Annotated in this window: 26 protein-coding genes and 6 pseudogenes; 20 read left to right on the top strand and 12 right to left on the bottom strand. The window is 26.6% G+C overall.

What is annotated here, in order from left to right; translation table 4 throughout:
- Nucleotides 1-11: 11 nt before the first annotated feature.
- The 4 genes from AACK78_RS04355 to AACK78_RS04340 are packed head-to-tail and all read right to left on the bottom strand — an operon-like array spanning nucleotide 12 to nucleotide 1591.
- Complete coding sequence (locus AACK78_RS04355) at nucleotides 12-470, bottom strand: hypothetical protein (protein ID WP_338954634.1); 459 nt, start codon at nucleotides 468-470, stop codon at nucleotides 12-14.
- 11 nt (nucleotides 471-481) lie between these two features.
- Entirely contained in the window at nucleotides 482-880 is a 399-nt protein-coding gene (locus AACK78_RS04350) for a hypothetical protein (protein WP_338954632.1), read from the bottom strand.
- A complete protein-coding gene (locus AACK78_RS04345) occupies nucleotides 861-1352 on the bottom strand; it encodes a hypothetical protein (protein ID WP_338954630.1) in 492 nt (163 codons plus the stop codon). The genes AACK78_RS04350 and AACK78_RS04345 overlap by 20 nt, the downstream gene beginning before the upstream one ends.
- Nucleotides 1307-1591: a hypothetical protein gene (locus AACK78_RS04340; RefSeq protein ID WP_338954628.1), complete on the bottom strand. Its 285-nt coding sequence runs from the start codon at nucleotides 1589-1591 to the stop codon at nucleotides 1307-1309. The genes AACK78_RS04345 and AACK78_RS04340 overlap by 46 nt, the downstream gene beginning before the upstream one ends.
- Before the next feature lie 1622 nt (nucleotides 1592-3213).
- On the opposite strand from AACK78_RS04340, the gene eno reads away from it, so the two are divergent.
- Nucleotides 3214-4590 carry a phosphopyruvate hydratase gene (eno, locus tag AACK78_RS04335; RefSeq protein WP_338954625.1) on the top strand — a complete coding sequence of 459 codons (1377 nt, stop codon included), beginning with the start codon at nucleotides 3214-3216 and terminating at the stop codon, nucleotides 4588-4590.
- Nucleotides 4591-4907: 317 nt separating this feature from the next.
- Here eno and AACK78_RS04330 read toward each other — a convergent pair whose 3' ends face one another.
- On the bottom strand, nucleotides 4908-5021 hold the full coding sequence (locus AACK78_RS04330) for a lipoprotein (protein WP_338954623.1): 114 nt from the start codon (nucleotides 5019-5021) through the stop codon (nucleotides 4908-4910).
- Here AACK78_RS04330 and AACK78_RS04325 point away from each other — a divergent pair.
- Nucleotides 5014-5304: a hypothetical protein gene (locus AACK78_RS04325; RefSeq protein ID WP_338954621.1), complete on the top strand. Its 291-nt coding sequence runs from the start codon at nucleotides 5014-5016 to the stop codon at nucleotides 5302-5304. The two genes, AACK78_RS04330 and AACK78_RS04325, sit on opposite strands and share 8 nt — an antisense overlap.
- 19 nt (nucleotides 5305-5323) lie before the next feature.
- Here AACK78_RS04325 and pheT read toward each other — a convergent pair whose 3' ends face one another.
- The 5 genes from pheT to AACK78_RS04300 all read right to left on the bottom strand — a co-directional run bounded on the left by pheT (nucleotide 5324) and on the right by AACK78_RS04300 (nucleotide 12908).
- A complete protein-coding gene (gene pheT / locus AACK78_RS04320; protein ID WP_338954618.1) occupies nucleotides 5324-7720 on the bottom strand; it encodes a phenylalanine--tRNA ligase subunit beta in 2397 nt (798 codons plus the stop codon).
- A 12-nt stretch (nucleotides 7721-7732) separates the two neighbouring features.
- Nucleotides 7733-8770 (bottom strand): phenylalanine--tRNA ligase subunit alpha, encoded by a 1038-nt coding sequence (gene pheS / locus AACK78_RS04315; protein WP_338954616.1) that lies wholly within the window; start codon nucleotides 8768-8770, stop codon nucleotides 7733-7735.
- A 309-nt stretch (nucleotides 8771-9079) separates the two neighbouring features.
- The gene (locus AACK78_RS04310) at nucleotides 9080-12295 is read right to left on the bottom strand and encodes an ABC transporter permease (protein ID WP_338954614.1); all 3216 of its coding nucleotides are present in this window, start codon (nucleotides 12293-12295) and stop codon (nucleotides 9080-9082) included.
- A 230-nt stretch (nucleotides 12296-12525) separates the two neighbouring features.
- Nucleotides 12526-12615 carry an NAD(P)H-hydrate dehydratase gene (locus AACK78_RS04305; protein ID WP_338954612.1) on the bottom strand — a complete coding sequence of 30 codons (90 nt, stop codon included), beginning with the start codon at nucleotides 12613-12615 and terminating at the stop codon, nucleotides 12526-12528.
- A 113-nt stretch (nucleotides 12616-12728) separates the two neighbouring features.
- On the bottom strand, nucleotides 12729-12908 hold the full coding sequence (locus AACK78_RS04300) for an NAD(P)H-hydrate dehydratase (protein ID WP_338954610.1): 180 nt from the start codon (nucleotides 12906-12908) through the stop codon (nucleotides 12729-12731).
- Between the two features lie 193 nt (nucleotides 12909-13101).
- Between AACK78_RS04300 and rpmG the strand changes: the two genes are divergently transcribed.
- The 7 genes and pseudogenes from rpmG to fba all read left to right on the top strand — a co-directional run bounded on the left by rpmG (nucleotide 13102) and on the right by fba (nucleotide 18612).
- Entirely contained in the window at nucleotides 13102-13251 is a 150-nt protein-coding gene (gene rpmG / locus AACK78_RS04295) for a 50S ribosomal protein L33 (RefSeq protein WP_338954608.1), read from the top strand.
- Nucleotides 13252-13518: 267 nt separating this feature from the next.
- Complete coding sequence (gene ybeY, locus AACK78_RS04290; RefSeq protein WP_338954605.1) at nucleotides 13519-15006, top strand: rRNA maturation RNase YbeY; 1488 nt, start codon at nucleotides 13519-13521, stop codon at nucleotides 15004-15006.
- 270 nt (nucleotides 15007-15276) lie between these two features.
- Nucleotides 15277-16110 (top strand): DNA-formamidopyrimidine glycosylase, encoded by an 834-nt coding sequence (mutM, locus tag AACK78_RS04285; RefSeq protein WP_338954603.1) that lies wholly within the window; start codon nucleotides 15277-15279, stop codon nucleotides 16108-16110.
- 120 nt (nucleotides 16111-16230) lie between these two features.
- A complete protein-coding gene (locus AACK78_RS04280; RefSeq protein ID WP_338954601.1) occupies nucleotides 16231-16455 on the top strand; it encodes a hypothetical protein in 225 nt (74 codons plus the stop codon).
- 6 nt (nucleotides 16456-16461) lie between these two features.
- Nucleotides 16462-16734, top strand: a pseudogene (locus tag AACK78_RS07595) (hypothetical protein); the annotation flags it as partial.
- Between the two features lie 21 nt (nucleotides 16735-16755).
- The gene (locus tag AACK78_RS04275) at nucleotides 16756-17352 is read left to right on the top strand and encodes a DDE-type integrase/transposase/recombinase (RefSeq protein ID WP_338954388.1); all 597 of its coding nucleotides are present in this window, start codon (nucleotides 16756-16758) and stop codon (nucleotides 17350-17352) included.
- A 369-nt stretch (nucleotides 17353-17721) separates the two neighbouring features.
- A complete protein-coding gene (gene fba / locus AACK78_RS04270; RefSeq protein WP_338954599.1) occupies nucleotides 17722-18612 on the top strand; it encodes a class II fructose-1,6-bisphosphate aldolase in 891 nt (296 codons plus the stop codon).
- A 336-nt stretch (nucleotides 18613-18948) separates the two neighbouring features.
- On the opposite strand, the gene AACK78_RS04265 is transcribed toward fba, so the two are convergent.
- Nucleotides 18949-19800, bottom strand: a complete 852-nt coding sequence (locus AACK78_RS04265; RefSeq protein WP_338954597.1) for an IS3 family transposase — start codon at nucleotides 19798-19800, stop codon at nucleotides 18949-18951.
- A gap of 105 nt (nucleotides 19801-19905) precedes the next feature.
- Here AACK78_RS04265 and AACK78_RS04260 point away from each other — a divergent pair, with 105 nt between their 5' ends.
- The 9 genes and pseudogenes from AACK78_RS04260 (at nucleotide 19906) to AACK78_RS04230 (ending at nucleotide 25325) form a co-directional block, all read left to right on the top strand.
- The gene (locus AACK78_RS04260) at nucleotides 19906-20169 is read left to right on the top strand and encodes a transposase family protein (RefSeq protein WP_338954596.1); all 264 of its coding nucleotides are present in this window, start codon (nucleotides 19906-19908) and stop codon (nucleotides 20167-20169) included.
- Nucleotides 20136-20408, top strand: a pseudogene (locus AACK78_RS07590) (hypothetical protein); the annotation flags it as partial. The gene AACK78_RS04260 and the pseudogene AACK78_RS07590, both read left to right, overlap by 34 nt.
- Nucleotides 20409-20429: 21 nt before the next feature.
- Complete coding sequence (locus AACK78_RS04255) at nucleotides 20430-21026, top strand: DDE-type integrase/transposase/recombinase (protein ID WP_338954594.1); 597 nt, start codon at nucleotides 20430-20432, stop codon at nucleotides 21024-21026.
- A 61-nt stretch (nucleotides 21027-21087) separates the two neighbouring features.
- Complete coding sequence (locus tag AACK78_RS04250) at nucleotides 21088-21312, top strand: transposase family protein (RefSeq protein WP_338954592.1); 225 nt, start codon at nucleotides 21088-21090, stop codon at nucleotides 21310-21312.
- Between the two features lie 6 nt (nucleotides 21313-21318).
- Nucleotides 21319-21591 (top strand): annotated as a pseudogene (locus tag AACK78_RS07585) (hypothetical protein); the annotation flags it as partial.
- A gap of 21 nt (nucleotides 21592-21612) precedes the next feature.
- Complete coding sequence (locus AACK78_RS04245) at nucleotides 21613-22209, top strand: DDE-type integrase/transposase/recombinase (RefSeq protein WP_338954388.1); 597 nt, start codon at nucleotides 21613-21615, stop codon at nucleotides 22207-22209.
- 39 nt (nucleotides 22210-22248) lie between these two features.
- Nucleotides 22249-22585 (top strand): annotated as a pseudogene (locus AACK78_RS07580) (IS30 family transposase); the annotation flags it as partial.
- 271 nt (nucleotides 22586-22856) lie between these two features.
- Nucleotides 22857-23897 (top strand): rod shape-determining protein, encoded by a 1041-nt coding sequence (locus tag AACK78_RS04235; protein WP_338954587.1) that lies wholly within the window; start codon nucleotides 22857-22859, stop codon nucleotides 23895-23897.
- Between the two features lie 183 nt (nucleotides 23898-24080).
- Nucleotides 24081-25325 carry a replication-associated recombination protein A gene (locus tag AACK78_RS04230; RefSeq protein WP_338954585.1) on the top strand — a complete coding sequence of 415 codons (1245 nt, stop codon included), beginning with the start codon at nucleotides 24081-24083 and terminating at the stop codon, nucleotides 25323-25325.
- Nucleotides 25326-25787: 462 nt separating this feature from the next.
- On the opposite strand, the pseudogene AACK78_RS04225 reads toward AACK78_RS04230, so the two are convergent.
- Nucleotides 25788-26101: pseudogene (locus AACK78_RS04225) on the bottom strand (IS30 family transposase); the annotation flags it as partial.
- Nucleotides 26102-26228: 127 nt separating this feature from the next.
- On the opposite strand from AACK78_RS04225, the gene AACK78_RS04220 reads away from it, so the two are divergent.
- The gene (locus AACK78_RS04220) at nucleotides 26229-26492 is read left to right on the top strand and encodes a hypothetical protein (protein ID WP_338954581.1); all 264 of its coding nucleotides are present in this window, start codon (nucleotides 26229-26231) and stop codon (nucleotides 26490-26492) included.
- A pseudogene (locus AACK78_RS07575) lies at nucleotides 26459-26731 on the top strand (hypothetical protein); the annotation flags it as partial. The gene AACK78_RS04220 and the pseudogene AACK78_RS07575, both read left to right, overlap by 34 nt.
- Nucleotides 26732-26749: the final 18 nt, after the last annotated feature.

Below are 26749 nucleotides of genomic sequence, written 5' to 3'. Positions count from 1 at the left end.
CTCCTTCTTTCTTATTTATTAAATACATTGTCTGTATCTAAAATATTGTTTTCTTTGTTTTCTATTTTTGGTACGCCACCAGTATTAACGGTTTGTACTTTAATTAATTCATCATAAACACTTTGTAGGTGTGTTTTAATTACTTCAATATCATCATTAATATCATAAGATTTTAATAAGACATTTTTAAATTCTTCATTATCAGTTAAAGAATTATTAAAATTATTAATTTCAATTTGTTTTAATTGCAGGGTTTGTTGTTCAAGTTGTGAAATTAATTCAGTGTTTTTTGTTTGTAATTCGTTGATTTGATGATTGCTATTTTTTAAATTACTTGCATTAAATTCTTCAACTTCAGCAATATTTTCTAAAATAATTTCGGCAGTTTTAATATCAAAACTATCGTTTTCATTTTTAATAGACTCATTATTTTCATCAATAAGAACATATTTTACATTTTTTAATGCCATTGTTTTTTCTTCTATTTTTTAATATTTGTATTTGTTCTTTTTCTAATCGCTTTTTGTATAATTTCAAAACTATCAACTCGAAAAGATAAAAAATATCGTTTAGTTTTTAAATTTAGTTGATTAAATACTGAGCCTTTAATTTTTATCTCATCATCTTTTTTTAATTTTAAAAACTCAGTTAAAATAGATGGGTTATATACTGATAATGTTGAGTAATTTAATCCGTCTCATTGACATTTAGCCGAACAAGCATCAACTTCAACGCCCCCAGCAACCAGTGCCTTAATTTTGGTTTTAATCGGATTTTCATGTAATCTAACAGTTAGTTCTAATTTGTTAACTCTTTTATTTTTTATTTTAGGTTTATTAGTTATTGATTTTTTAGGTAAATTACTTTTTGTTTGTGCCATTTTTATCAACTCCTTTTGTTAAAAAATATTGTAAATGTTTTCATGAATCGTGTTCATGCTCTGTCATTTTAATATTTCCTTTATAAATATAATTTTTCTTAATGACTGGTGATTGTAAAACATATTTTAAATTAAATAGATATTTACATAAAACCTTTAAACCACCGATGAATTTAGGAGTAGATAGTGGGTTTTTTATTTTTAATCCCTTATGCAGTTGATAATCTTCAATTATTACAAGAACTTTATTTAAATAATAACAAGTTTGCTTTTGAAAATTGTTTAATATTAAATAGATATTATTTATTGCTTCTTCTTCATTTTTGGAATTAAAAGTAATATTATTAATTATTTTCTTTTGCAAAACATTATAAATAATAATACCAGTTTGTCCAATTCCAGCTGGGTCAATTGCAATAATATATTTTAATTTATTTGTTTTATTTTTTTGTCAATTTGTAATATTTTTCATCCATCGGAAGCTAAATCTAAAATATCGTTAATTTTGTAATGTTGCATATAAGAAGCAATAACATCTCACTTGTCTTTAAATAAATTTAAGTACATTTTGGCTCATTCTAAACATTGCAAATCATAATGCTTTTTATGATGTGAAATACGACAATTAATAGGTTGACAATTAACTCAATCAAATGATGTTGTTATTTCATTTCAAGTTTTATTAATATATAAACTTTTATATTCTGGCATTTTATCTATATTCCTTAATTCTTTTTATTTGTTACTAAAATTTCATCATTAATATCATTTACTGTTACCAGATAAGCTCGTATCATTAATTCTTGTAATTTATTTTTAATTTTTTTATTTCATTTTTTCATCAAATATTTTCTTTTCTGTAAAAAAACATAATATTCCTTTATTGGTTAATATTTTGATATTTATTAAATAATTTATTTTAGTATTTAATTACTTCGCCGCCCGCTTCACTTTGAAGGTGAACGGGGGCGGATAGGATATTTTGATAGAGTTTATCCCCATACGGAAATAAAAAAAAACAGTTTACCCAGTTATTAATTACGCTTCATCCATCCCTACACAACTTTATATAAAGAAAATAACCTTTTGGAGTTCCAACCCTCTTGTTTTTTTAGTGTCCGATATTGTTTTTTTTCGGTTTAACAGCACTCTTTTTTTATGAAAACAAACCAAAAAACACGCGCTCTGACATTTCGCAAGTGATTAATCTTGCCGATAATTAAAGAAATAAATAGGAGAGTAAATCCAATCGCTTTCATACTTTCTTTAAGGCTTCGTGCCATAGATGAGTTATCCATCTTTAAGCATCAAAATATTAAGTTTTAAGCGTTGCATTATTCATCGGATAATACCTTTATTGAAAGGATTTATAAAATATCGTTTATTTTGTGTAGGGAAAACAGAATTTAATCTTTTTATGATAAAAGTTCTAAATTTAAAGATACTATCCGATGAATAATGCAAATAAATTTATTTTTTTAATAGAAAAATAAAAAAAACAATCTCACAAGAATTGTTTTTTGCCGGTTCATCGTACAGGACGCCAATATGTTTATCAAAAATATTTAATTTAATATATTTATATTGTTTGTTTATGATAGAGATTGAAATAAATTATTATTAATACTTTTTTACTTACTTTTACTATAATTTATTTATTAACAAATATATTAATTTTGTTATTAACTAATTATTTATGAGAGAGTGAGAGAAATATTAATACTTTCTTTTTTTATCTCTTTATCTCTCTGTCTTTTAAATAAATATATTAAATATATAGTAAAAATAAATTTTGATACACCGAAAATATGCAAAATAGTAAAAATTGGCACACTGAAAAATACTATTAAGTTTTCAAAGATTGTATATTAAATATTAATTTTTTTAATAAATAATTAAGTGTGCCAATAGAGATTAATATAACGGGAACAGAGAAAAGACAACATCTTAAATTAGGAGAAAAAACAGGTATATTTTGTTTAAAGATTTCTAATATATTTAATAAATGCACAAACAACTTAAAGAGGGCATCAAAAGTTATTATAAAGTTTTTTATTATATAAATAAGATGCTGTCTTTTCTCTGTTTCAATTAAATTAATCTATAATTATGGTTTTATAAATAAATAAACCATTTTAGTAAATGGTTTATTATTCTTATTCAATTTCTGATTTTTTTAAAACCCTACTTTTTTCCATGCGACCAATATTAGTTATTACAAAAGAAAAGCAATAAAAGTGGCATTTTTTATTTGATTTTCAGAAGATTTTGTTTACTATTTTTTGAACAAATAATATAATAATAATATACACTTAGAAGGAGAGTACAAAATTATGTCGAGAATAGAGAAAATTAATGCTCGTGAAGTAATTGATTCACGAGGAAATCCAACTGTTCAAGTTGAAGCTTGAACAGAATTTGGTGGATATGGTTCAGCGATGATTCCATCAGGAGCTTCAACAGGAAGCCGTGAAGCATTAGAATTACGAGACGGTGACAAAGGCCGTTATCAAGGTAAAGGTGTTTTAAAAGCAGTTGAGAATGTTAATACAAAAATTGCCGAATTACTATTTGGAATGGAAGCAACAAATCAAGTTGCAATTGACCATGCCATGATTGCCTTAGATGGAACTGAATTTAAGAAAAATTTAGGAGCTAATGCAATGTTAGGAGTATCAATGGCTGTTGCCAAAGCTTCTGCTTGCGAATTAGAAATGCCATTATATCGATACTTGGGCGGTTCTAATGGGAAAAAACTACCAGTTCCAATGTTAAATATTATTAATGGAGGAGAACATGCTGATAGTGCAATTGATTTCCAAGAATTTATGATTATGCCTGTTGGAGCTGAAACATTTAAAGAAGCTTTAAGATGATCATCAGAAATTTTCCATACTTTAAAGAAAATCTTACATGATAAAGGAGATATTACTGCCGTTGGCGATGAAGGTGGGTTTGCTCCGCATTTTAATTGAGCATATAAAGACCAAACTTTAGCATCATTCCAAGCAAAAACTCCAGCTGAAGTTGCATTAGACTTAATTGTTGAAGCGATTAAAACAGCGGGATATAAAGCAGGAGAAGATGGGGTTATGATCGCAATGGATTGTGCTTCATCAGAATTATACTTTGAAGATAAAAAATATCACTTTAAGAAAATTGAAAAAGTTACAGGTAAAGACTATGCAATGACAACAGAAGAATTAATTAAATATTTAGACAAATTAGTTGATAAATATCCAATTATTTCAATTGAAGATGGTTTAGCAGAAAATGATTGAGCTGGTTTTGAATTACAAGTTAAAACAATGGGGCATAAAATCCAAATTGTTGGTGATGACTTATTTGTAACAAATCCAAAAATTACGGCAGAAGGAATTGCACATAATGCAGCGAATTCAGTTTTAATTAAATTAAACCAAATTGGGACAGTTACCGAAACAATTGATACAATTCAATTAGCACAAAAAGCTGGTTGAACAGCTGTTGTTTCACACCGTTCAGGAGAAACAGAAGACTCAACAATCGCTGACTTAGCTGTTGCTTTAAATACTGGTCAAATTAAGACAGGAAGTATGTCAAGAAGTGACCGTATTGCCAAATATAATCGTTTATTAGCAATTGAAGATGAATTAGGAACAGTAGCCGAATATGATGGAATTAAAACATTCTATAATTTAAAAAAACATGTTTCAAATTTAAAAAAATAACCGTAAGATTATTTTTTTATTCAATCTCTTTTAGCAGTATAAATTGTAAATACCAAATCATAAAAAGTTAACTATTAATTTAGTTAACTTTTTAAGTTAATTATAGGAGGTTGAAATTATGCAAATAAAGCAATATTTAATTTTGCGGTCGTTAGTGAAAAAGTATGGTAAAGATATTGTTATTAATACTGTCAATAAGATTGCAAATGATATTGAAATTAAAAAGTAAAGAATAAATTATCCCGCGTAATTTACAATCTTCAATTAACTTTCAATTACTTCCAACTGGTGGTTGTTGTGGCTTGGTTTCTGGTTTATTACTCGCTGTTTTCACTATTATTTGGTTTTTCGCAACTAATTAATGATGTTGTACTTGTTGCTTTTAATCCGATTGCTCCTAAAATATTTAAAATGTTATAATTATTGCACATAAATTATAACATTTTAAATATTTTAGGAGGTAAAGTATGAAAATATGAAAGATTAGATTTTAATGAAAGAGTAAATTTGGAAAAATTAAAAGATAATGAATTATTTAAAAAGAAAAATGGAACAAGGCGTCCTGTGCGATGAATCGGCAAAAAACAATTATTGTGAGATTGTTTTTTGCCGATTCATCGCACAGGACGCCTTGTTATAATTTTATTAACTTTTTATGATTTAATTTTACAGTATACAAAAAAATTAAGTTCTCCTTGTTCTAGTTTAACTTAATTCTCAATAAATTTTATTTTTAACGAATTGATAATTCTAATTTTGTTAAATTATTTTTAATTTGTTCAAATTGTTTATTAATTTCTGCTTCTGTTAATTGCTTTGTCATATCATTAAAAGTAAAACTAATTGTTAAAGCACTATGGCCAGCTTTTAATTTCGGATCAAAATATTGATCAATAACTTCCATCTTAACAACATTTTTTACCCCAGCTAAAATTTTCTTTTTAATTTGCTCATAGCTTACCGTTGTTGGTACTCAAATTGAAATATCGCGACTACTTGCACTAAATTTTGAAAGTGGCGTAAAAAATGTTTGTTTTTTATTCGAATGATTAAAAATTACTTCGAAGTTAATTTCACCAAAATAAGTGGCCCCTTTTAAATCAACGGCATTCTGATAAGCGGGGTGAACGACCCCAATTACGGCTAATAATTGCTTCCCTAATAAAACCTGACTTGTTTGATAAGGATGATAAACTTTATTTTTGGGAGCCGCTTGATATGATAATTCATTAATATCAATTTGTTCACTTTGCAAATAAGCTTCCAACAAACTTTTAACATAGTAATATGAATTAGCTAGTTTATTACCTGTTACTTTATTTTCAATAATTTCCGTTTGACTGACAAAAGCCCCATGATAATAACTTTCTCCCCCATTAGCATAAATCTTTTCAACTGTAAATAATTTAATATTTTTATTATTTCGTGCATTATTATACACCACACTATTTAGTAAACTATTTGTTAAACTTAGCCGCATTACTTCATGTTCTTCGGATAATGGTGATAATAATTGATATGGCTTTTGATAATTAAAAAAGTTAAAGTCCTTAATTTCTTGTTGTTTAACTAAAGCATATGTTTTTGCTTGATAAAAGCCATTATTTAATAAGAAAGTTTCAAAATTATTGATTGTTTTCTCCGCTGGGCGATTTGCTTTGGCCAAGCTTGATAAGACTGGTGGTTCTGAAACAATATTGTTATAACCAAATAAACGCGCAATTTCTTCAATTATATCAGCCTTTTGAAAAATATCCGTGCGCATGACTGGTGGAATCACAAGTAAAATTTCCGCGGCCTTTTTAAAATGAAATGCTAATGGTTCTAACAAAGCTTTAACTTCTAATAAACTAAAAGGATGCCCAATTGTCTGGTTAATTTCATTTAATGTAATCCGAATTGGCTCAACAGTTTTCTTATACTTTTTAATAAAATTTAAAACTGATAATTCCGCTAAAAAACCATTAATCTTTAATAAATATAAATAACGCGATAATCCTAATCCAACCGTTGCATAACTAAGGGGCTTAATATAACGTTGTAAATTAATATTACTAATTCCAACTTTTCGTTGTTGCTGACGCATTAGAATATGATTTAAATGTAAAGCTAACACAGTTATTTCTGCTGTTGTTGAAGTAATAGCATAAGCCGGATTTACCCGAACCCCAATTAATTCCACAAATTCGTTATTGTCAATAACAACTAAATCCCCTTTTTTAATATTAAAAGCCTTATTTTCATAATCATCCGTAATTTTTAAAGAACCCTTAATTTTATTAAAATCATATAATAATAATGGTTGTCCGGTTTCAATCGTTGTTTTAATTGCTAGATCGCCAAATGGATCAGTACTGTCTGATTGATATTCATTAATTTTTAATCAAATTCGATCGGCTAATTTTAACGGATTTTTTTCAGGTGTTAACTTCACATTGGCACTAATTGCTGATTCAACAGCCGTAGTCTTAATGCCAACTTGCAAGGGGTTTTGATATTCCTTTAAATTTTCCGTTGATTCTAATTCTAATGGAAATAATTCTCGTTTAAAATAACGCGCTAATTCCCGGGCTAATTCATAAGCACTTAAACAATCACTGCGATTCAATGTTAAATCAATATCAAATAAATAATCGGTTAACCCAATTTTCGGTAAAATATCTTCGGCACCAATCATATCATAAGAAACTTCTTTCTCATTAAAAGTTAAAATAATTTCATCTTTTTCGACCGCTGTTAAATATTTCTCGGGAATTCCCAGCTCGCTTAAAGAACACATCATTCCTTCTGACGCATATCCTTTAATTTGTCGTTTGGCAATTTTAGTGCCATCCGCTAAAACTGTTCCTGGACGGGCAACAATAACATACCCATTTTCCACAGGATTACTAGCTCCGCAAACAATTGGATCAACTAATTCTTGCCCTGTATCAACTAAACAAAACTTTAAATGCGTATCGAGAATTTCATTGATAAATTGTACCCGTCCACAAACAACATCGCGATTATGATCAAAATTATGTGTACGTTCAACTTCAAACCCCAAACTATTTAAAGCAGCCACAATATCGTCATTACTAATATCTGTAAAATCAATATATTTATCTAATCATTTTCTTGTAATAATCATCTTTAACACATCCTAATCAAATTTCTTAAATTGTTCTAAAAAACGAACATCATTCGTATAAAAACGACGAATATCATCAATTCCATATTTTAACATTGCAATCCGTTCAATCCCAATCCCAAAGGCAAACCCCGTTAAGGTTGGATCTTGACCACATGCTTTATAAATAAGCGGATTAATCATTCCGGCCCCCATAATTTCAATTCATCCCGTTTGTTTACAAATTGAACAACCTTCGCCTTGACAATTAACACATGTTACATCAACTTCGACTGATGGTTCGGTAAACGGGAAAAAACTTGGTCGTAACCGAGTTTGTGTTTTTTCACTAAACATTCTTTGACAAAAGTATTGAATTGTTCATTTTAAATTTGCAAAGGTAATGTTGGAGGCAATTAAAAACCCATCAATTTGCATAAATTGATGTGAATGTGTAGCGTCATCATCATCGCGACGATAAGTATTTCCTGCTGAAATCATTGCAATAATTTCTTTGTTATTTTTCATTTGGGAAATTGTGCGCGCTGTCATATTGGTACAATGTGTTCGTAATAAGGTATTTTTTGTTAAATAAAATGTATCTTGCATATCACGAGCGGGATGTCCTAATGGTAAATTTAAACGTTGAAAATTATATTCATCATCATCAACTTCCGTTCCAAACACAATATCATATCCTAATTCTTGAAATAATTGTGAAATCTCATCAATAACTTGATTTAATGGATGCTTTGTTGCTAACGTTAAATTATACTCTGACAATGATAAATCAATTTTCTCTTGTTCAATGGCTGTCATTAACAATGCATCTTCCAATTCAACTTTTTTATCTTGGCATAAATTAGTTAATTCCGCCTTAATTTTATTTGCTTTTTGGCCAACTATTAACCGTTCTTCATGGCTTAAATCCTTCAATTTTTTTAATAAATCATTTAACACTGATTTTTTCCCTAAATATTCTAATTGAAGTGCATTAAGCTCGGCCACTGTTTTTGCCGCAGTAATTTTTTTAGTTGCTTGCGTAAATAATAATTTTAATTCCTTTTCCATCAGTTTATCCTTTCTTGTTTAATTTTAATTAAGTTAGAAAAATCCTTGCCTATATTAAAAAAATATAAACAAGGAGCAATTTCTTACGGTACCATCCTTTTTACTAATAAATTAGTTTTAATTCCTTCTTAACGAATCATTTACATTCAATAATCCGGCTGGGATTAGCAGCTCTCCTCAGATAAATTCCTTAATATCTCACCAGTTATTTGCACCATCCATAACCTCTTCTCTGACGATAAGCATATTAATTACTATTCCTAAATCAACGATTTAATTTAAAATTTTATAACCTTATTATAACCTATTTTACTCCGTTAATTCATTTAGTTTTTGTTTTTTTACTAAATACATTGATAAAAATCATGATAACACTAAAATAAGATTAATAATCACACCAACTTTCACGGGTGTTTGTCAATTTAATGGTAAATTAATTACAAACTTAAACTGCTGTAAAATAATATTAATTGCAAAATGCCAAATTAATAAGGAGATAATATAAGCTAGAACAAAAGTAAATAAAACCCCCAGCACATAATTACCAATAACAATAAAGTTTACTTGGCATGGTTTATATCCTAATGCTCACATTGTTAAAATAATTTGGCTAGCTTCATCAATCACTGACAAAGTAATAACTGCTAAAATGATAAAAATAATAATCCCGTTTAACATTTGTAAAATTAATAATGAATCATTTAGCATTCCCAGTCCGGCGTTTGCTAATAATTTTTGCAAGGTAATTAATTCAGCATTATCTGGACTAGTAAAAACACCAATATCACTGCCATCACTAGTTAAGGTTAGAAAAATATTTTCTAAATTATCCGTAATATCATAATTAAAAATATTAATTGTTAAATTTTGTAAGGTAATTTTATAATTTTGTTTTCCGGTTAACAAATCTTTCGGGTTAATCTTATCATAAATCATTTTTTCTTTTGAAATTACCCCATTATATAAATCTTCCACTGGCTTTCCTTCAATGTTACAAAACAGGAACCGAATGTTAGCGGTATTAATAAAAACATTACTCCGTGTGGTATCATTTTTATTAATTTCTTGCACAATAATTGTTAAATTATAAGAAGTTGCCGCATTTTTAACCGTAAGTTCAAACGAATCACCAATCCCTAAATTATTTAACTTTGCTATTTTTTCTGAAATAATGGCCGGGATGTTTGTTCTCGTTAAGGGTGCCGCAAATAAATTCTTAATAACCATGGGGTCAACACCTTCAATTTGATAAAACTTACTTCAAGTTTGCGGTTCAATTCCCCACAAACTAAGATCACTAATTACTGCTGTCTCCCGATTGCTAGGGGTTACTGATAAATTAAGAATTGGTAATTCTGTTTGCGGATGATAATATAAGGTATTAAAACTAACAACCGTTTTAACTTTCGTTTGGTCAATCAAACTACTTAAATTAAGAATATTTTTTGCCCAAGTGGGGATTTTTATCTTACTAGGATTTAGATTTATTAAATCTTTGAAAACTTGAATTAAATCAGTTAAATAAACTGACTTATAAATTGGTTGATAAACAGCAAGTTCTTCTCATAATTTAATATTTGCTGGTTCATGATGAATCGCAGTTGCTAATTCGTTAAATTTAGTTAATGAAACAACTTGTGTTTGTTCAACATCACTAGTTGGTAAGACCCGAAAATGATTAGTATTGATTAATTGTAATTTATCTTCCCCGCTAGGATTTTTATAACTTGTGGCCATTGTTAATGTATTAGGAAATTGAAAGCGATGGTCAACATCTTTTTGATAAACATTACTAAATGCTTGAACAATATCACTAAAAATATCCGATGCATTAAATTGAATAATAAACATTAAGTAAGAAACAAAGAAAATAAACATTACAATCATTCATTTTCAAAACTCTTTTAAGAAAAAAGCTAATTGAATCCGAAACAAGAATCCTGATTTACTAAAAATCTTTTTAATTCCAATCATTAAAGCATAAAAATGAACTTTTCCACCAACATTAATTAAAACTAAACTTGGTTTTTTTAAATAACTAATGGTGAATAAAAAGAATAACGCTGTAAAAAAGATTGGAATAACAAAAAATAAAATAAACATAAATCATCACGAGACATAAATTAATTTAAATGGAATTAATAAACCTGTTGTATATAAGGTATTAACATATAACTGAATTGGAATACTAAAGCAATATCCGATCACAATCCCAAAAAGCATGGTCATAAAAAACTTGGTGGAAAAAATTCACGATAATTCCCCCGATTGATAACCAAAGGCTTTAAAAATACCAATTTGACGACGCGTTTTATTCATTTCTTTTTTCATCGTATAATTAATAAAAAGAAACTCTAAAAATAAGAGAACAGCCCCAATTGAACTATATAAAATAATTTGAATGTTAATATTTTGCGTTTGCAAAGCAATATAATTATCTTCATATGGAACTAAAGTAGCAGTCGGATTAATATATGCTTGCCCTAAGTTTTCTTTTAAAGTTAAAGTTGCATTAGGATGATTTAATTTAATTAAACTTTTTTGGGTGTGGTTCAATTTAATTGTTCCTAATTCCCCTCTAACATTAGCATCTTGAATTCTGGCTTGAAACTCTGCAGTTGTAAATAAAACACCATATTTTCGAATATCATTATTATTAGTTACTTTTAAATTTGTACGCTTAACAAAATTATCTAAATTATTCCCAATACCAACTATTTTTAAATCAAATTTTGGTTGTTGGGGAATAACTGGTAAAATATCGCCAATTTGGAAATGATTTTGTTTCGCAAATAAACTACTAACAACTGTTTCATCTACTGCAAGTGGTAACCGCCCCTGGTATAATTTCAATTGATTAAAATTAACATTTCCGGTCTTTTCTAAATTTTTAACAACGGCTGGGGTAATATTGAAAGTATAATTTTCACCAGTTTCTTGTTTAAACGAGATTGTTTCAAAAAAACCAGCACCACTATAAGCAGCCGCAGGTTGTTGGCTTAATAAGCGCGTTGTAAGTTCCTTACTCCGATTATAATTATATTGTTTAAGATACCATCACGCAATTGGATTAATACCATCAATCTGTTGATTAATTCCTCGACTCGTTCCGATTTTGTCTAATTTAATAATAATTTGTTGTGTTCGACAAATTTTTTGCATTTCAATACTTGGGAGAGTCTTACAAACAGCTTGAACGGTTCTTCATCAACCACTATTTTTCGCTAAAATTGCTTGGGGGGTCCCTGTAACATTAATTACTTGTTGATTTTTGTTAACAAATTTATTATTTAAATAATAATCTTTCAAAAAATTATTTTTATAATCTTTTGCCCTGCCTCTTAAAGCGTAATCTCATTTTTCCGAAGTATAAGTTAAATCATTATATTTTATTTTATATTGTAATGCGCCCGATAAAATCCCGGCAATTGTGGCAATAATAATGATAATAAAAAGAATTAAACCTCCCGCTTCAATCCAATTTTTAAAATATGATTTTAAATAACTCTTTAAAATTTGGCGCATCGTTTTTCTCCACCCTTTATGTTAATCTATTATATCAAATCTAAAAAAATAAAAAATATATCGATTATCTATTTTTCTAACTGCAGATTATCATCATTGCCAATTAGTTCAGCTAACAAAAAATCAATTTGGTCAATAATATCAGTTCGTAAAAATGGTTTTTATGACTGGGCTATTTCATCCCCAGCTAAACCGTGTAAATAAGTTCCAATAATTGCTGATTCAAATAATTAATAACCTTGGCCGACTAAATTAGCAATTAAACCAGTTAAAGTATCCCCCATTCCCGCTACTGCCATATAAGGGTTACCTGTACCCATTTAACATAAACAAGATTTCCATTGGTAATAATTGACTGGTATCCTTTTAAAACAACAATAATTTTATATTTATTAGCAAATCCTTTCATAATATTAATCCGATTACTTAAAATTTATGGAACACTTTTATTAATTAAACGCGATAATTCTAACGCATGCGGGATTAAAATAGTACGTGCACACAACTTATCTAATACATTAATCCCATCGGCATCAACAACAATTGAACCTTTATCATTATCTAAAATATAATTTAAAGTATTATATGTTCGTTCAGTCTTTCCTTTTCCCATCCCATAAGCAACAACATTAACTTGGGGTTTGTAAATTATAAATCCTCCTTGATATCCGGATTTTCCGCTGAGATAATTAAAAAATGGGGAAAGGACCGAAAAAATAATTGGCAAAAGTAAATTATTTTGTTATGATGTATTTGTTGTAAAAATTCGAAAAAAGAATGTTTAATCAGAAAAGAGGAATAAGCAAATGCGTGAAGGAATAATTTTACGTTGTGAAAAATGCAAGGAAGAAAACTACATTTCAAAACGTGATAAAAAGAAACAACAAGAAAAATTAGAAGTTAACAAATATTGTTCAAAATGTAATCAACACACTTTACATAAAGAAAAAAAATAACTCATTGCAATGAGTTATTTTTTTTAATTAAGAGATTCTAATTTTAAAAACAAATAATTTCCAATAAACTATCTTAAGTGTAAAAATAATATGGATGAATTAAACTATCTTTTTGTTCCGCACCAAGCAACCAGTGTCATACAAGTTCACCAACAAGTAACAACAAGATATTTTATCAAAAACCAATGACATGTGATGATAACTCAGGTTAAATGAGAAAATGATTATTATGTTATTTTTCAATAAACAGCAATTTATGATTAATGTGTGATATTTACTAGCCAAAATAGAATTTGGGGAACAAACAACATTAGATTATTTACTGAAGATAATGATTTAATTTGTTATAATAAAAAAATAGAAGGCTCCGGTGAGGAAATGAATGATGATTTTGTAATTTACAATGAGACAAATTTTGATATTAAACCATATCAAGATGATTTTAATGCCATTTTTCAGAAAATTAAAACAACATTAGCAATAACTGAACCATTAGAATTATCATTAATTATTGTTGATGAGCAAAAGCAACTGGAACTTAATCGGCAATATCGGCAAAAAGATTATGTTGCTGATGTTATTACCTTTGCCTTAGAAGAGGAGAATAAGGTTGATTTATTTAAATTAACAGGATTACGTAGTTTAGGGGATATTTTCATTTGTTATGAAAAAGCACTTGCGCAAGCTGCGGAATATAACCATTCTCCTCGGCGTGAATTTGCTTTTTTATTTACCCATGGAATGTTGCATATTTTAGGTTATAATCATCAGACACCACCTGATGAAGAAAAAATGTTTAATTTACAATGAAAAGTATTAAATGATTTACAAATTAAACGAATTCCTGTATACTATAAAATTGAAATATGCCATCGAATTATTATTAGAAGAATAGAGGGATCAAATATGACAGAACAGAATAATTTCTGAGCAGATGTTGAAAAAGGGATGATGAATTATTTAACAAAATATATTAATCTTTTTGAAACAGACTATGAAAAAGACACGGCCGAAAAAAATCCAAAAATAGAAGCTTTTTTAGCGGGGGCAAAGTTTAAAACTAATTTTGAGGATTTATTTAATTTTGTTAAAACCAAAATAAAGCCATTATTTGACGATATTAGAACAGAATATTTTCAAGATAAAAAACCCGAGGAAATTGATCAGAAAAAAGTTACTACTTTAATTGAAGTAAGCAAGTTATTTAATGCGATTATTCCATTACCACGGTTTTTAAATGATTTTATGACTAGTGCAAAAGAAGCTAGTTCCGTTGATTTAAATAAACTTTTTGTCAATATGATGAAAGTTGAAGTTGGGGAATTAACAAAAATTTATGATGATGAAATTAAAGGTCTTGATGCAGCTCTTGATAAATGTATCACAGATATTAATAACACTAATGATGCGTTAGAAATTTGAAATTTAGTAAATCAATTAGGTTTATTTTTACAACGAGATATTATCTTAACTGATTTTTCGGTTGAAAAAAAAGATGAAAAATTAAAAGCGCAATTAGAAAATATTAATCAAATTGAAAAAGATTATAATGAAGGAAAAATCAAGTTACCAGAATTTAATAAAGAAAAAATTATTGAAGAGGTACAAGCTTATCATGATTTTGTCATCGGATTAACACCAGAAAAACGCATTGAAATTACCGCTAAAACAACCGAATATCGAAATAAAGTTGTCCCATTAGTTCAAATTATTCAATGTTTAAATGATTTATTAATGAATATTCTAATATTGTAAACTGTAATATGAAGTGCAACAAATCAATTCCTTTCTGAGTTAATTTGTATACTGTAAAACTAAATCATAAAAAGTTAATAAAATTATAACAAATTAAAAATAAAAAACAATAATCACAAAAAATATTAAATTTGCCGTTTGTATCTATACAGCGCCTTTTAATTATTTTTTATGTTATTATTTAATTGAAAGATTTCTTGCACTTGCATTTACAATTTACATTAGATATAAAAATAAAATTAAATTATTAATTAGGAAAGAAGAAACAGTATGCCAGAATTACCAGAAATTGAGACAGTCCGCCGTACTTTAACAAAACATGTCGTTGGTAAGACAATTACGGATTGCCAAATTTTTTGAAATAAAATAATAAAATATCCTCTTGATCCGAAAGAGTTCACTAAGGAAATTATTCAACAAAAAATTAATTGAATTGATCGAATGGGGAAACATTTGCTTTTTATTTTAGATGATTATGTTTTAATTAGTCATTTACGAATGGAAGGGAAATACTATTTCACCACAAAAGATGAACCAGGGGAATGACAACATATTATGATTTTATTTGAGCTTGATAAGGACTTTCAATTGCGTTATCATGATACAAGAAAATTTGGAACAATGCATTTATATAGCAAAAAGGATTATTTACAACAAGCACCGTTAAATAAATTAGGATATGAACCATTTGAGGAAAAAGTGACAGTTTCATACTTAAAGAATGCTTGACAAAATAAAGGCCAACCAATTAAAACGACATTATTGGAACAAAATGTTATTGTTGGAATCGGTAACATTTATGCAAATGAAATTCTATTTGCTTCCAAAATTCATCCGGGAGAAAAGACCAAAAATTTAGAAGATCAAGATTATCAAAATATTATTGATAATACAAAACTCGTCCTGCAAAAAGCAATTAATGAAGGTGGAACAACAGTTGCAACTTATCATCCCGAACCAGGGGTTAATGGTAAATTTTTACAACACTTAAAAGTTTATGGTCGAAATAAAATGGAATGTGTTAATTGTCATCAACAAATTGACAAAATTTTTGTGAATGGAAGAGGAACTTATTTTTGTAATTATTGTCAAAAATTAAAATAATAGACTGCACCTAAAAAAGTAAGTAAAGAAAAAAAGTCTTTGCTTTAGACTAGACTGCACCCAAAAGAGTAAGTAAAGAAAAAAAGTATTTGCTAAACTTTAAAGGAGGTGCATTTTTATATGGCAAGAAAAGGACAAAAATTTAATAAATATACAGCATATTTTCGAAAAATAATAGTACAAGAGGTTAAAAATAATAGTATAAGTTTTATTGCAAAAAAATATCAAATTAATAAAAAAACTGTTGCTTCATGGTATGAAAATTTTAAGAAAGGAATTTTAAACACCAATAAAGGTCCAAAAGAATCATTTGAAAAAAAGAGATTTAAACTATTACAAAGTTAGGTATGAATTACTAAAAAAGCTTCATGACTTTTACAATTAAATAAAAGAAAAATTGTATCTTTTATCAAAGAAAACATTAATAAATATCCACTAAATTTATTACTTGATATAACAGATTTAAAGCGTAGTTATTGAGATAAATATAAAAATTATTCAAGTAATGGTAAGGATAGCGAATCATTAAAAAATATTGTAAAAGTCTATGAAGAAAATTTAAAACAATTTGGTTATCGTCGAATTACCAAATATTTAAAAGAAGATTATGGCATTGTTTATAATGCTAAGAAAGTATTGCGAATTATGAAAGAAAATAATATTCAAGCTGAATATGTAAAGCGTATGCGTAGAAAAATATTAATAAAACAAAATAGAAATAAAAATATAATTAAATATCCTGATTTAGTAAATCGTAATTTTAATGATATTAAAGAAAGATTTTCAATTTTATTTACTGATGTAACTTATTTAATTTGAAATGGTAAAAAACATTATCAATCAACAATACTTGATGGATATACTAAAGAAATTATTGATGTAAAATGATCAAAATTTAATAATAACAAACTTGTAATTGATAATTTAAATGATGCAATTAATAAAATAAAAAAAATAAAAAAAGATTTAAATAAAATAATAATTCATTCAGATCACGGATATCAATATACATCTAAAGATTACAATAGTAAATGTTTAGATAACAAAATTATAATTTCAATGGGTAAAAATTATCATTGTGCAGACAACATTATTATTGAAAGTTTTCATTCATTACTTAAAAAAGGAACAATCCATAATAAAAATTATAAATCTCATAATGAATATATTAATGATGTTAAAAAATGAAATAAATGATATTCAAACCAAAAAGAAAAATATATAATAAATGAAAGTTTGTAAACCTTTTTATTAATACTTACTAAACAGGGTGCAGTCTATAAAAAAGGGCATTCCTTTATTAGGAATGCCCTTTAGAAAAAACTATTTACTAACGGATACCTATCTTTGGGTATTACCTTTTAGGAGGCCCATCCATCAGGTAATGATAAGCTCTGTTTGTTTACTATATATTGCCATATAGTATGTTATTTATAACACGGGATTTATAAAAAGGTGATAAGACGATTAAAAATTATTATTTTTTATCTTTTTTTGGTAAATTTTGGTAAATTATCCAAATATTAATAAATTTCTTTGTTTTACCGTATTTTTTTAAATAAAAAGTTTATAATATTAATGTAATATTTTATTTAGGAGGGAAAAGAAATTATGGGACAAAAATATCATGCTAAATTAGTTAATGCTAGTGAAATAATTAAAAAAGCACATCAGAATAAATACGCTGTTGGTCATTTTAATATTAATAATCTAGAATGAACAAAAGCTTTATTAGAAGCGGCACAAGAAACAAAAACCCCAATTATTTTAGGGGCTTCAGAAGGAACAATTAAATATATGGGAGGCTATAATTTAGTTGTTGCGATGGTTAATGCTTTATTAGATTCATTAAACATTACAGTTCCAGTAGCGTTACATTTAGACCATGGGCAATCAGTAGAGAGTTGTAAAATGGCTATTGATGCTGGTTTTTCATCAGTAATGTATGATGGTAGTCACCATCCATTTGCTGAAAATCTAAAAAACACCAAAGAAGTAGTAGCGTATGCAAAACCAAATGCTGTTTCAGTTGAAGCGGAAATTGGAACTATTGGTGGGGAAGAAGACGGTGTTGTTGGTGCTGGGGAAATTGGTGATCCAAAAGAAGCAGCCGAAATGGTAACAACAGGAATTGATTTTCTTGCCGCTGGAATTAATAATATTCATGGACCGTATCCAACAGGATGACCAGGTTTAAACTTCCAAGCATTAGAAGATATTGAATCTGTGGCAAAAATTGGGATGGTTTTACATGGTGGTAGTGGAATTCCACAAGAGCAAGTTAAAAAAGCAATTTCATTAGGAATTAGTAAAATAAATGTTAATACTGAATTACAAATTGCTTTTGTTGCTGCAACTAGAAAATATATTGAAGAAGGAAAAGATAAACCAGAAAATGGTAAAGGGTTTGATCCACGAAAATTATTAAAACCAGGATATGAAGCAATTAAAGCTACATTTGATGAATTAATATCATGATTTGGATGCAAAGGTAAAGGATAAAAAACATTTCATTTTTGAAATGTTTTTTACAGTGTAAATTGTAAATACCAAATCATAAAAAGTTAATTATTAATTTAGTTAACTTTTTTTAAGTTAATTTTTAAGTTAATTATAGGAGGTTGAAATTATGCAAATAAAGCAATATTTAATTTTTCGGTCTTAGTGAAAAAGTATGGTAAAGATAGTGTTATTAATACTGTCAATAAGATTGCAAATGATATTGAAATTAAAAAGTAAAGAATAAATTATAGACTGCACCCAAAAGAGTAAGTAAAGAAAAAAAGTCTTTGCTAAACTTTAGACTGCACCCTGTTTAGTAAGTATTAATAAAAAGGTTTACAAACTTTCATTTATTATATATTTTTCTTTTTGGTTTGAATATCATTTATTTCATTTTTTAACATCATTAATATATTCATTATGAGATTTATAATTTTTATTATGGATTGTTCCTTTTTTAAGTAATGAATGAAAACTTTCAATAATAATGTTGTCTGCACAATGATAATTTTTACCCATTGAAATTATAATTTTGTTATCTAAACATTTACTATTGTAATCTTTAGATGTATATTGATATCCGTGATCTGAATGAATTATTATTTTATTTAAATCTTTTTTTATTTTTTTAATTTTATTAATTGCATCATTTAAATTATCAATTACAAGTTTGTTATTATTAAATTTTGATCATTTTACATCAATAATTTCTTTATTATATCCATCAAGTATTGTTGATTGATAATGTTTTTTACCATTTCAAATTAAATAAGTTACATCAGTAAATAAAATTGAAAATCTTTCTTTAATATCATTAAAATTACGATTTACTAAATCAGGATATTTAATTATATTTTTATTTCTATTTTGTTTTATTAATATTTTTCTACGCATACGCTTTACATATTCAGCTTGAATATTATTTTCTTTCATAATTCGCAATACTTTCTTAGCATTATAAACAATGCCATAATCTTCTTTTAAATATTTGGTAATTCGACGATAACCAAATTGTTTTAAATTTTCTTCATAGACTTTTACAATATTTTTTAATGATTCGCTATCCTTACCATTACTTGAATAATTTTTATATTTATCTCAATAACTACGCTTTAAATCTGTTATATCAAGTAATAAATTTAGTGGATATTTATTAATGTTTTCTTTGATAAAATAGACTGCACCCAAAAAAGTAAGTAAAGAAAAAAGTCTTTGCTAAACTTTAGACTGCACCCAAAAAAGTAAGTAAAGAAAAAAAGTCTTTGCTAAACTTTAAAGGAGGTGCATTTTTATATGGCAAGAAAAGGACAAAAATTTAATAAATATACAGCATATTTTCGAAAAATGATAGTACAAGAGGTTAAAAATAATAGTATAAGTTTTATTGCAAAAAAATATCAAATTAATAAAAAAACTGTTGCTTCATGGTATGAAAATTTTAAGAAAGGAATTTTAAACACCAATAAAGGTTCAAAAGAATCATTTGAAAAAAGAGATTTAAACTATTACAAAGTTAGGTATGAATTACTAAAAAAGCTTCATGACTTTTACAATTAAATAAAAGAAAAATTGTATCTTTTATCAAAGAAAACATTAATAAATATCCACTAAATTTATTACTTGATATAACAGATTTAAAGCGTAGTTATTGAGATAAATATAAAAATTATTCAAGTAATGGTAAGGATAGCGAATCATTAAAAAATATTGTAAAAGTCTATGAAGAAAATTTAAAACAATTTGGTTATCGTCGAATTACCAAATATTTAAAAGAAGATTATGGCATTGTTTATAATGCTAAGAAAGTATTGCGAATTATGAAAGAAAATAATATTCAAGCTGAATATGTAAAGCGTATGCGTAGAAAAATATTAATAAAACAAAATAGAAATAAAAATATAATTAAATATCCTGATTTAGTAAATCGTAATTTTAATGATATTAAAGAAAGATTTTCAATTTTATTTACTGATGTAACTTATTTAATTTGAAATGGTAAAAAACATTATCAATCAACAATACTTGATGGATATACTAAAGAAATTATTGATGTAAAATGATCAAAATTTAATAATAACAAACTTGTAATTGATAATTTAAATGATGCAATTAATAAAATTAAAAAAATAAAAAAAGATTTAAATAAAATAATAATTCATTCAGATCACGGATATCAATATACATCTAAAGATTACAATAGTAAATGTTTAGATAACAAAATTATAATTTCAATGGGTAAAAATTATCATTGTGCAGACAACATTATTATTGAAAGTTTTCATTCATTACTTAAAAAAGGAACAACCCATAATAAAAATTATAAATCTCATAATGAATATATTAATGATGTTAAAAAATGAAATAAATGATATTCAAACCAAAAAGAAAAATATATAATAAATGAAAGTTTGTAAACCTTTTTATTAATACTTACTAAACAGGGTGCAGTCTACTTTAAAGGAGGTGCATTTTTATATGGCAAGAAAAGGACAAAAATTTAATAAATATACAGCATATTTTCGAAAAATGATAGTACAAGAGGTTAAAAATAATAGTATAAGTTTTATTGCAAAAAAATATCAAATTAATAAAAAAACTGTTGCTTCATGGTATGAAAATTTTAAGAAAGGAATTTTAAACACCAATAAAGGTCCAAAAGAATCATTTGAAAAAAAGAGATTTAAACTATTACAAAGTTAGGTATGAATTACTAAAAAAGCTTCATGACTTTTACAATTAAATAAAAGAAAAATTGTATCTTTTATCAAAGAAAACATTAATAAATATCCACTAAATTTATTACTTGATATAACAGATTTAAAGCGTAGTTATTGAGATAAATATAAAAATTATTCAAGTAATGGTAAGGATAGCGAATCATTAAAAAATATTGTAAAAGTCTATGAAGAAAATTTAAAACAATTTGGTTATCGTCGAATTACCAAATATTTAAAAGAAGATTATGGCATTGTTTATAATGCTAAGAAAGTATTGCGAATTATGAAAGAAAATAATATTCAAGCTGAATATGTAAAGCGTATGCGTAGAAAAATATTAATAAAACAAAATAGAAATAAAAATATAATTAAATATCCTGATTTAGTAAATCGTAATTTTAATGATATTAAAGAAAGATTTTCAATTTTATTTACTGATGTAACTTATTTAATTTGAAATGGTAAAAAACATTATCAATCAACAATACTTGATGGATATACTAAAGAAATTATTGATGTAAAATGATCAAAATTTAATAATAACAAACTTGTAATTGATAATTTAAATGATGCAATTAATAAAATTAAAAAAATAAAAAAAGATTTAAATAAAATAATAATTCATTCAGATCACGGATATCAATATACATCTAAAGATTACAATAGTAAATGTTTAGATAACAAAATTATAATTTCAATGGGTAAAAATTATCATTGTGCAGACAACATTATTATTGAAAGTTTTCATTCATTACTTAAAAAAGGAACAATCCATAATAAAAATTATAAATCTCATAATGAATATATTAATGATGTTAAAAAATGAAATAAGTGATATTCAAACCAAAAAGAAAAATATATAATAAATGAAAGTTTGTAAACCTTTTTATTAATACTTACTAAACAGGGTGCAGTCTATGTTGTATTAACAATTTTAATGAAAATGATTAAACAAATTGGTATTAGTAAATTTAGTTGTATTTTAACCGATAGAGGAAAAGAATTTTATAGATGAAAAAGAATAGAAAAACATTTTAAAATAAGAGTTTATTTTTGTGATCCTGGTAAACTTCGTCAGAAAGCATTAGTAGAAAGAATAAATAGAGATATAAAGCGTTGATTTGGGTTAAAATGAGCCATTAATTAATATTCGTAGTAAATTAAAATCTATTTTAGATATATTAAATACCACAATTAGACCTTGCTTGGAAAATTTTACATCAAGACAATATTTTAAAAAAATTTTTTTAAATTAAATTAGTGTTTGTTAAGATTAGTAAAATTTATTTTTTGTTGTGTTTAATTTTATAATTTTAAAAATAAATATTAAAAACAATATTTTTAATTTAATATTTTTTGTGATTATTGTTTTTTATTTTTAATTTGTTATAATTTTATTAGCTTTTTATGATTTAGTTTTATAGTATACAAGATAAACGAAAAATAATTCGGTAAAGGTAGTTTCGCAATAATACTTATTGTTTTTCTTATAAAAAAGAATATAATTACTACTAAGGAGGATTTGATATGGCCATATTTAATAATAAGAAGCCGATTTTTGTATCAATGGATTTAGGGACATCTTCTACCTTGGTTTATATCTCAGGGAGCGGGATTGTTTATAATGAACCATCCATTGTGGCATATAAAATTAAAGAAAACCAGATTATTGCTGTCGGAAATGAAGCATATAAAATGATTGGAAAAGGAAATAAGACAATTAGAATTGTCCGTCCAATGATTGACGGTGTTATTACTGATATTCGTGCAACTGAAGCACAATTAAAATATATTTTTAACCGTTTACGGGTTAATAAACAGTTAGTTAATTCAATTATGTTATTAGCTTGTCCGTCAGTCATTACCGAATTAGAAAAAAATGCATTGAAAAAAATTGCAATTAATTTAGGGGCAACAAAAGTATTTGTTGAGGAAGAAGTTAAAATGGCTGCTTTAGGCGGTGGGGTTGATATTTACAAACCTGCTGGAAACTTAGTAATTGATATGGGAGGAGGAACAACAGATATTGCTATTCTTGCTTCAGGAGATATTGTAATTTCAAAATCAGTTAAAGTTGCTGGAAATTATTTAAATGATGAGGTTTTAAAATATGTCCATTCACAATATGGTTTAGAAATTGGAATTAAAACAGCAGAAATGATTAAAATCGAAATTGGCTCATTAGCAAAATATGGTGATGAACAAAAAATGAAAGTATATGGACGAGATGTTGTTTCAGGTTTACCACGGGAAATTGAATTAACCCCCGAAGAAATCCGAGAAGTTTTAAAAGTTCCAGTATCACGAATTATTGATTTAGCAGTTCAAGCTCTAGAAGAAACACCACCAGAATTGGCGGGTGATATTTTCCGCAATGGAATTACCATTTGTGGGGGTAGTGGTTTAATCAAAGGAATTGATGATTACTTTGAAGATACCTTGCAATTACCAGCTAAGATTGGTGAACAACCATTATTAGCTGTTATCAATGGAACAAAAAAATTCGAATCAGATATTTATGATATTATTCATCAAGAACATCATAAAGTCAAAGAATTAGATTATTAAACTATGTCAGAAGTTGCTATATATAATGATAAATAGCATACCAAAATAACAAATATGGTCAGCATAGAGCAACTATAATAATCAAAACCAACCTAACAAAAGTTAAGGATGGTTTATTATAAAACTGATTAATTATCAGTTTTTTTATGTTATGATGTAAAAAAAGCACCTAGGAGAGAAAAAATGGCGGAACCATTAGCATTTGTATTACGACCCACAACAATTTCCGATATTATTGGGCAAAGTCATATTATTAATTACCACAATGGTGTTATTTCAAGAATGTTGAAATATAATTATGCCAGTTCATTAATTTTTTATGGTGACCCAGGGGTTGGGAAAAGTAGTATTGCCCGGGCATTGGCGAATGATTTACAAATCGACTATGCTATTTTTAATGCTGAAATTGATAAAAAACAAGATTTAGAAAACATTATCAAACAAGCCGGAGCGGTTAAACGGTTTATTATTATTGTTGAAGAAGTTCATCGTATGAATAAAGATCGCCAGGATATTTTATTACAATATTTAGAAAATGGTCATTTAATTATGTTTGCTTGTACAACGGAAAATCCATATTTTGTTATTAACCCAGCGCTACGTTCCCGAGCTAATATTATTAAATTAGAACGAATTACGCTGGAAGAAATGTTCACTGGTTTGGAAAAATTAATTATAAATAAAAAATTATCTTTAACAATTACAACAGATGCTTTAACTTTAATTTGCCAATTAGCGAGTGGCGACTTGCGCATTGCGATTAATATTTTAGAATTATGTTTGAATTTATATCCTACCGAAGAAATTACACCTGTAATTGTTAAAAATATTGCTCCATCAGCTAATTTAATTAATTTTTCTGCCGGTGATGAGCATCATGATTTAAAATCAGCCTTGCAAAAATCAATTCGGGGAAGCGATGTTGATGCAGCATTATATTATTTTGCTCGGTTATTAGCGAGTGGCGACTATGAAGCATTATTTCGCCGAATGCAAATTATTACTTATGAAGATATTGGTTTAGCTAATCCAGCCATTGCGGGGCACGTTAAAACAGCAATTGATAGTTTTCGCCAAATTGGGTTGCCAGAAGGCAGAATTCCATTGGGGTTAGCGATTATTGAAATGTGCTTAAGTGAAAAATCAAATAGTGCTTATTTAGCGACTGAACAAGCATATGAGGATGTTTTAAATGGTAAGCTTTATCCAATTCCACATCACTTACGAGATAGTAGTTATGCTTCCGCTGGGAAGTTAGGGAATGGGATTGGTTATCAATATCCCCATGATTTTCCCAATGATTATGTGTCACAGCAATATTTACCAAAAGAAATGCGCGGAGTTGTTTATTATCATCCAAAATTACATAGTGTATATGAAAAACGGATTAATGAATTATATGAACGATTTACGAAAAAAACAAAGTAGTTCTTTGCAAACACTTAGTTTTTAAAAACAAAAGTTAGGCGAAAATATGATCCAAATTTGTATACTGTAAAATTAAATCATAAAAAGTTAATAAAATTATAACAAAAGCACTGTGTAGATACAAACAGCAAATTTATATCTTGCTAGATTAATAATAAAATATTTTTAATAAATTGCAACCATTTTTTCAAAAAAAAATAAATATTTGGAATTTTATTATTTTTAAGTATATTTAAGGAGCGTGTAAATTGTAAATACCAAATCATGTATACTATAAAACTAAATCATAAAAAGTTAATAAGATTATAATAAATTAAAAATAAAAAACAATAATCACAAAAAATATTAAATTAAAAATATTTTTTTAATGTTTATTTTTAAAATTATAAAATTAAACACAACAAAAAATAAATTTTACTAATCTTAACAAACACTAATTTAATTTAAAAATATTTTTTTAAATTATTGTCTTGATGTAAAATTTTCCAAGCAAGGTCTAATTGTGGTATTTAATATATCTAAAATAGATTTTAATCTACTACGAATATTAATTAATGGCTCATTTTGACCCAATCAACGCTTTATATCTCTATTTATTCTTTCTACTAATGCTTTCTGACGAAGTTTACCAGGATCACAAAAATAAACTCTTATTTTAAAATGTTTTTCTATTCTTTTTCATCTATAAAATTCTTTTCCTCTATCGGTTTTAAAATACAACTAAATTTACTAATACCAATTTGTTTAATCATTTTCATTAAAATTGTTAATACAAATATAGACTGCACCCAAAAGAGTAAGTAAAGAAAAAAATCTTTGCTAAACTTTAGCTGTAGACTGCACCCAAAAAAGTAAGTAAAGAAAAAAAGTCTTTGCTAAACTTTAGAGGAGGTGCATTTTTATATGGCAAGAAAAGGACAAAAATTTAATAAATATACAGCATATTTTCGAAAAATAATAGTACAAGAGGTTAAAAATAATAGTATAAGTTTTATTGCAAAAAAATATCAAATTAATAAAAAAACTGTTGCTTCATGGTATGAAAATTTTAAGAAAGGAATTTTAAACACCAATAAAGGTCCAAAAGAATCATTTGAAAAAAGAGATTTAAACTATTACAAAGTTAGGTATGAATTACTAAAAAAGCTTCATGACTTTTACAATTAAATAAAAGAAAAATTGTATCTTTTATCAAAGAAAACATTAATAAATATCCACTAAATTTATTACTTGATATAACAGATTTAAAGCGTAGTTATTGAGATAAATATAAAAATTATTCAAGTAATGGTAAGGATAGCGAATCATTAAAAAATATTGTAAAAGTCTATGAAGAAAATTTAAAACAATTTGGTTATCGTCGAATTACCAAATATTTAAAAGAAGATTATGGCATTGTTTATAATGCTAAGAAAGTATTGCGA

The sequence above is a fragment of the Spiroplasma endosymbiont of Polydrusus cervinus genome (assembly GCF_964019755.1).
Classification (GTDB): domain Bacteria; phylum Bacillota_I; class Bacilli_A; order Mycoplasmatales; family Mycoplasmataceae; genus Spiroplasma.
This window is presented reverse-complemented; position numbering and strand designations above follow the sequence as displayed.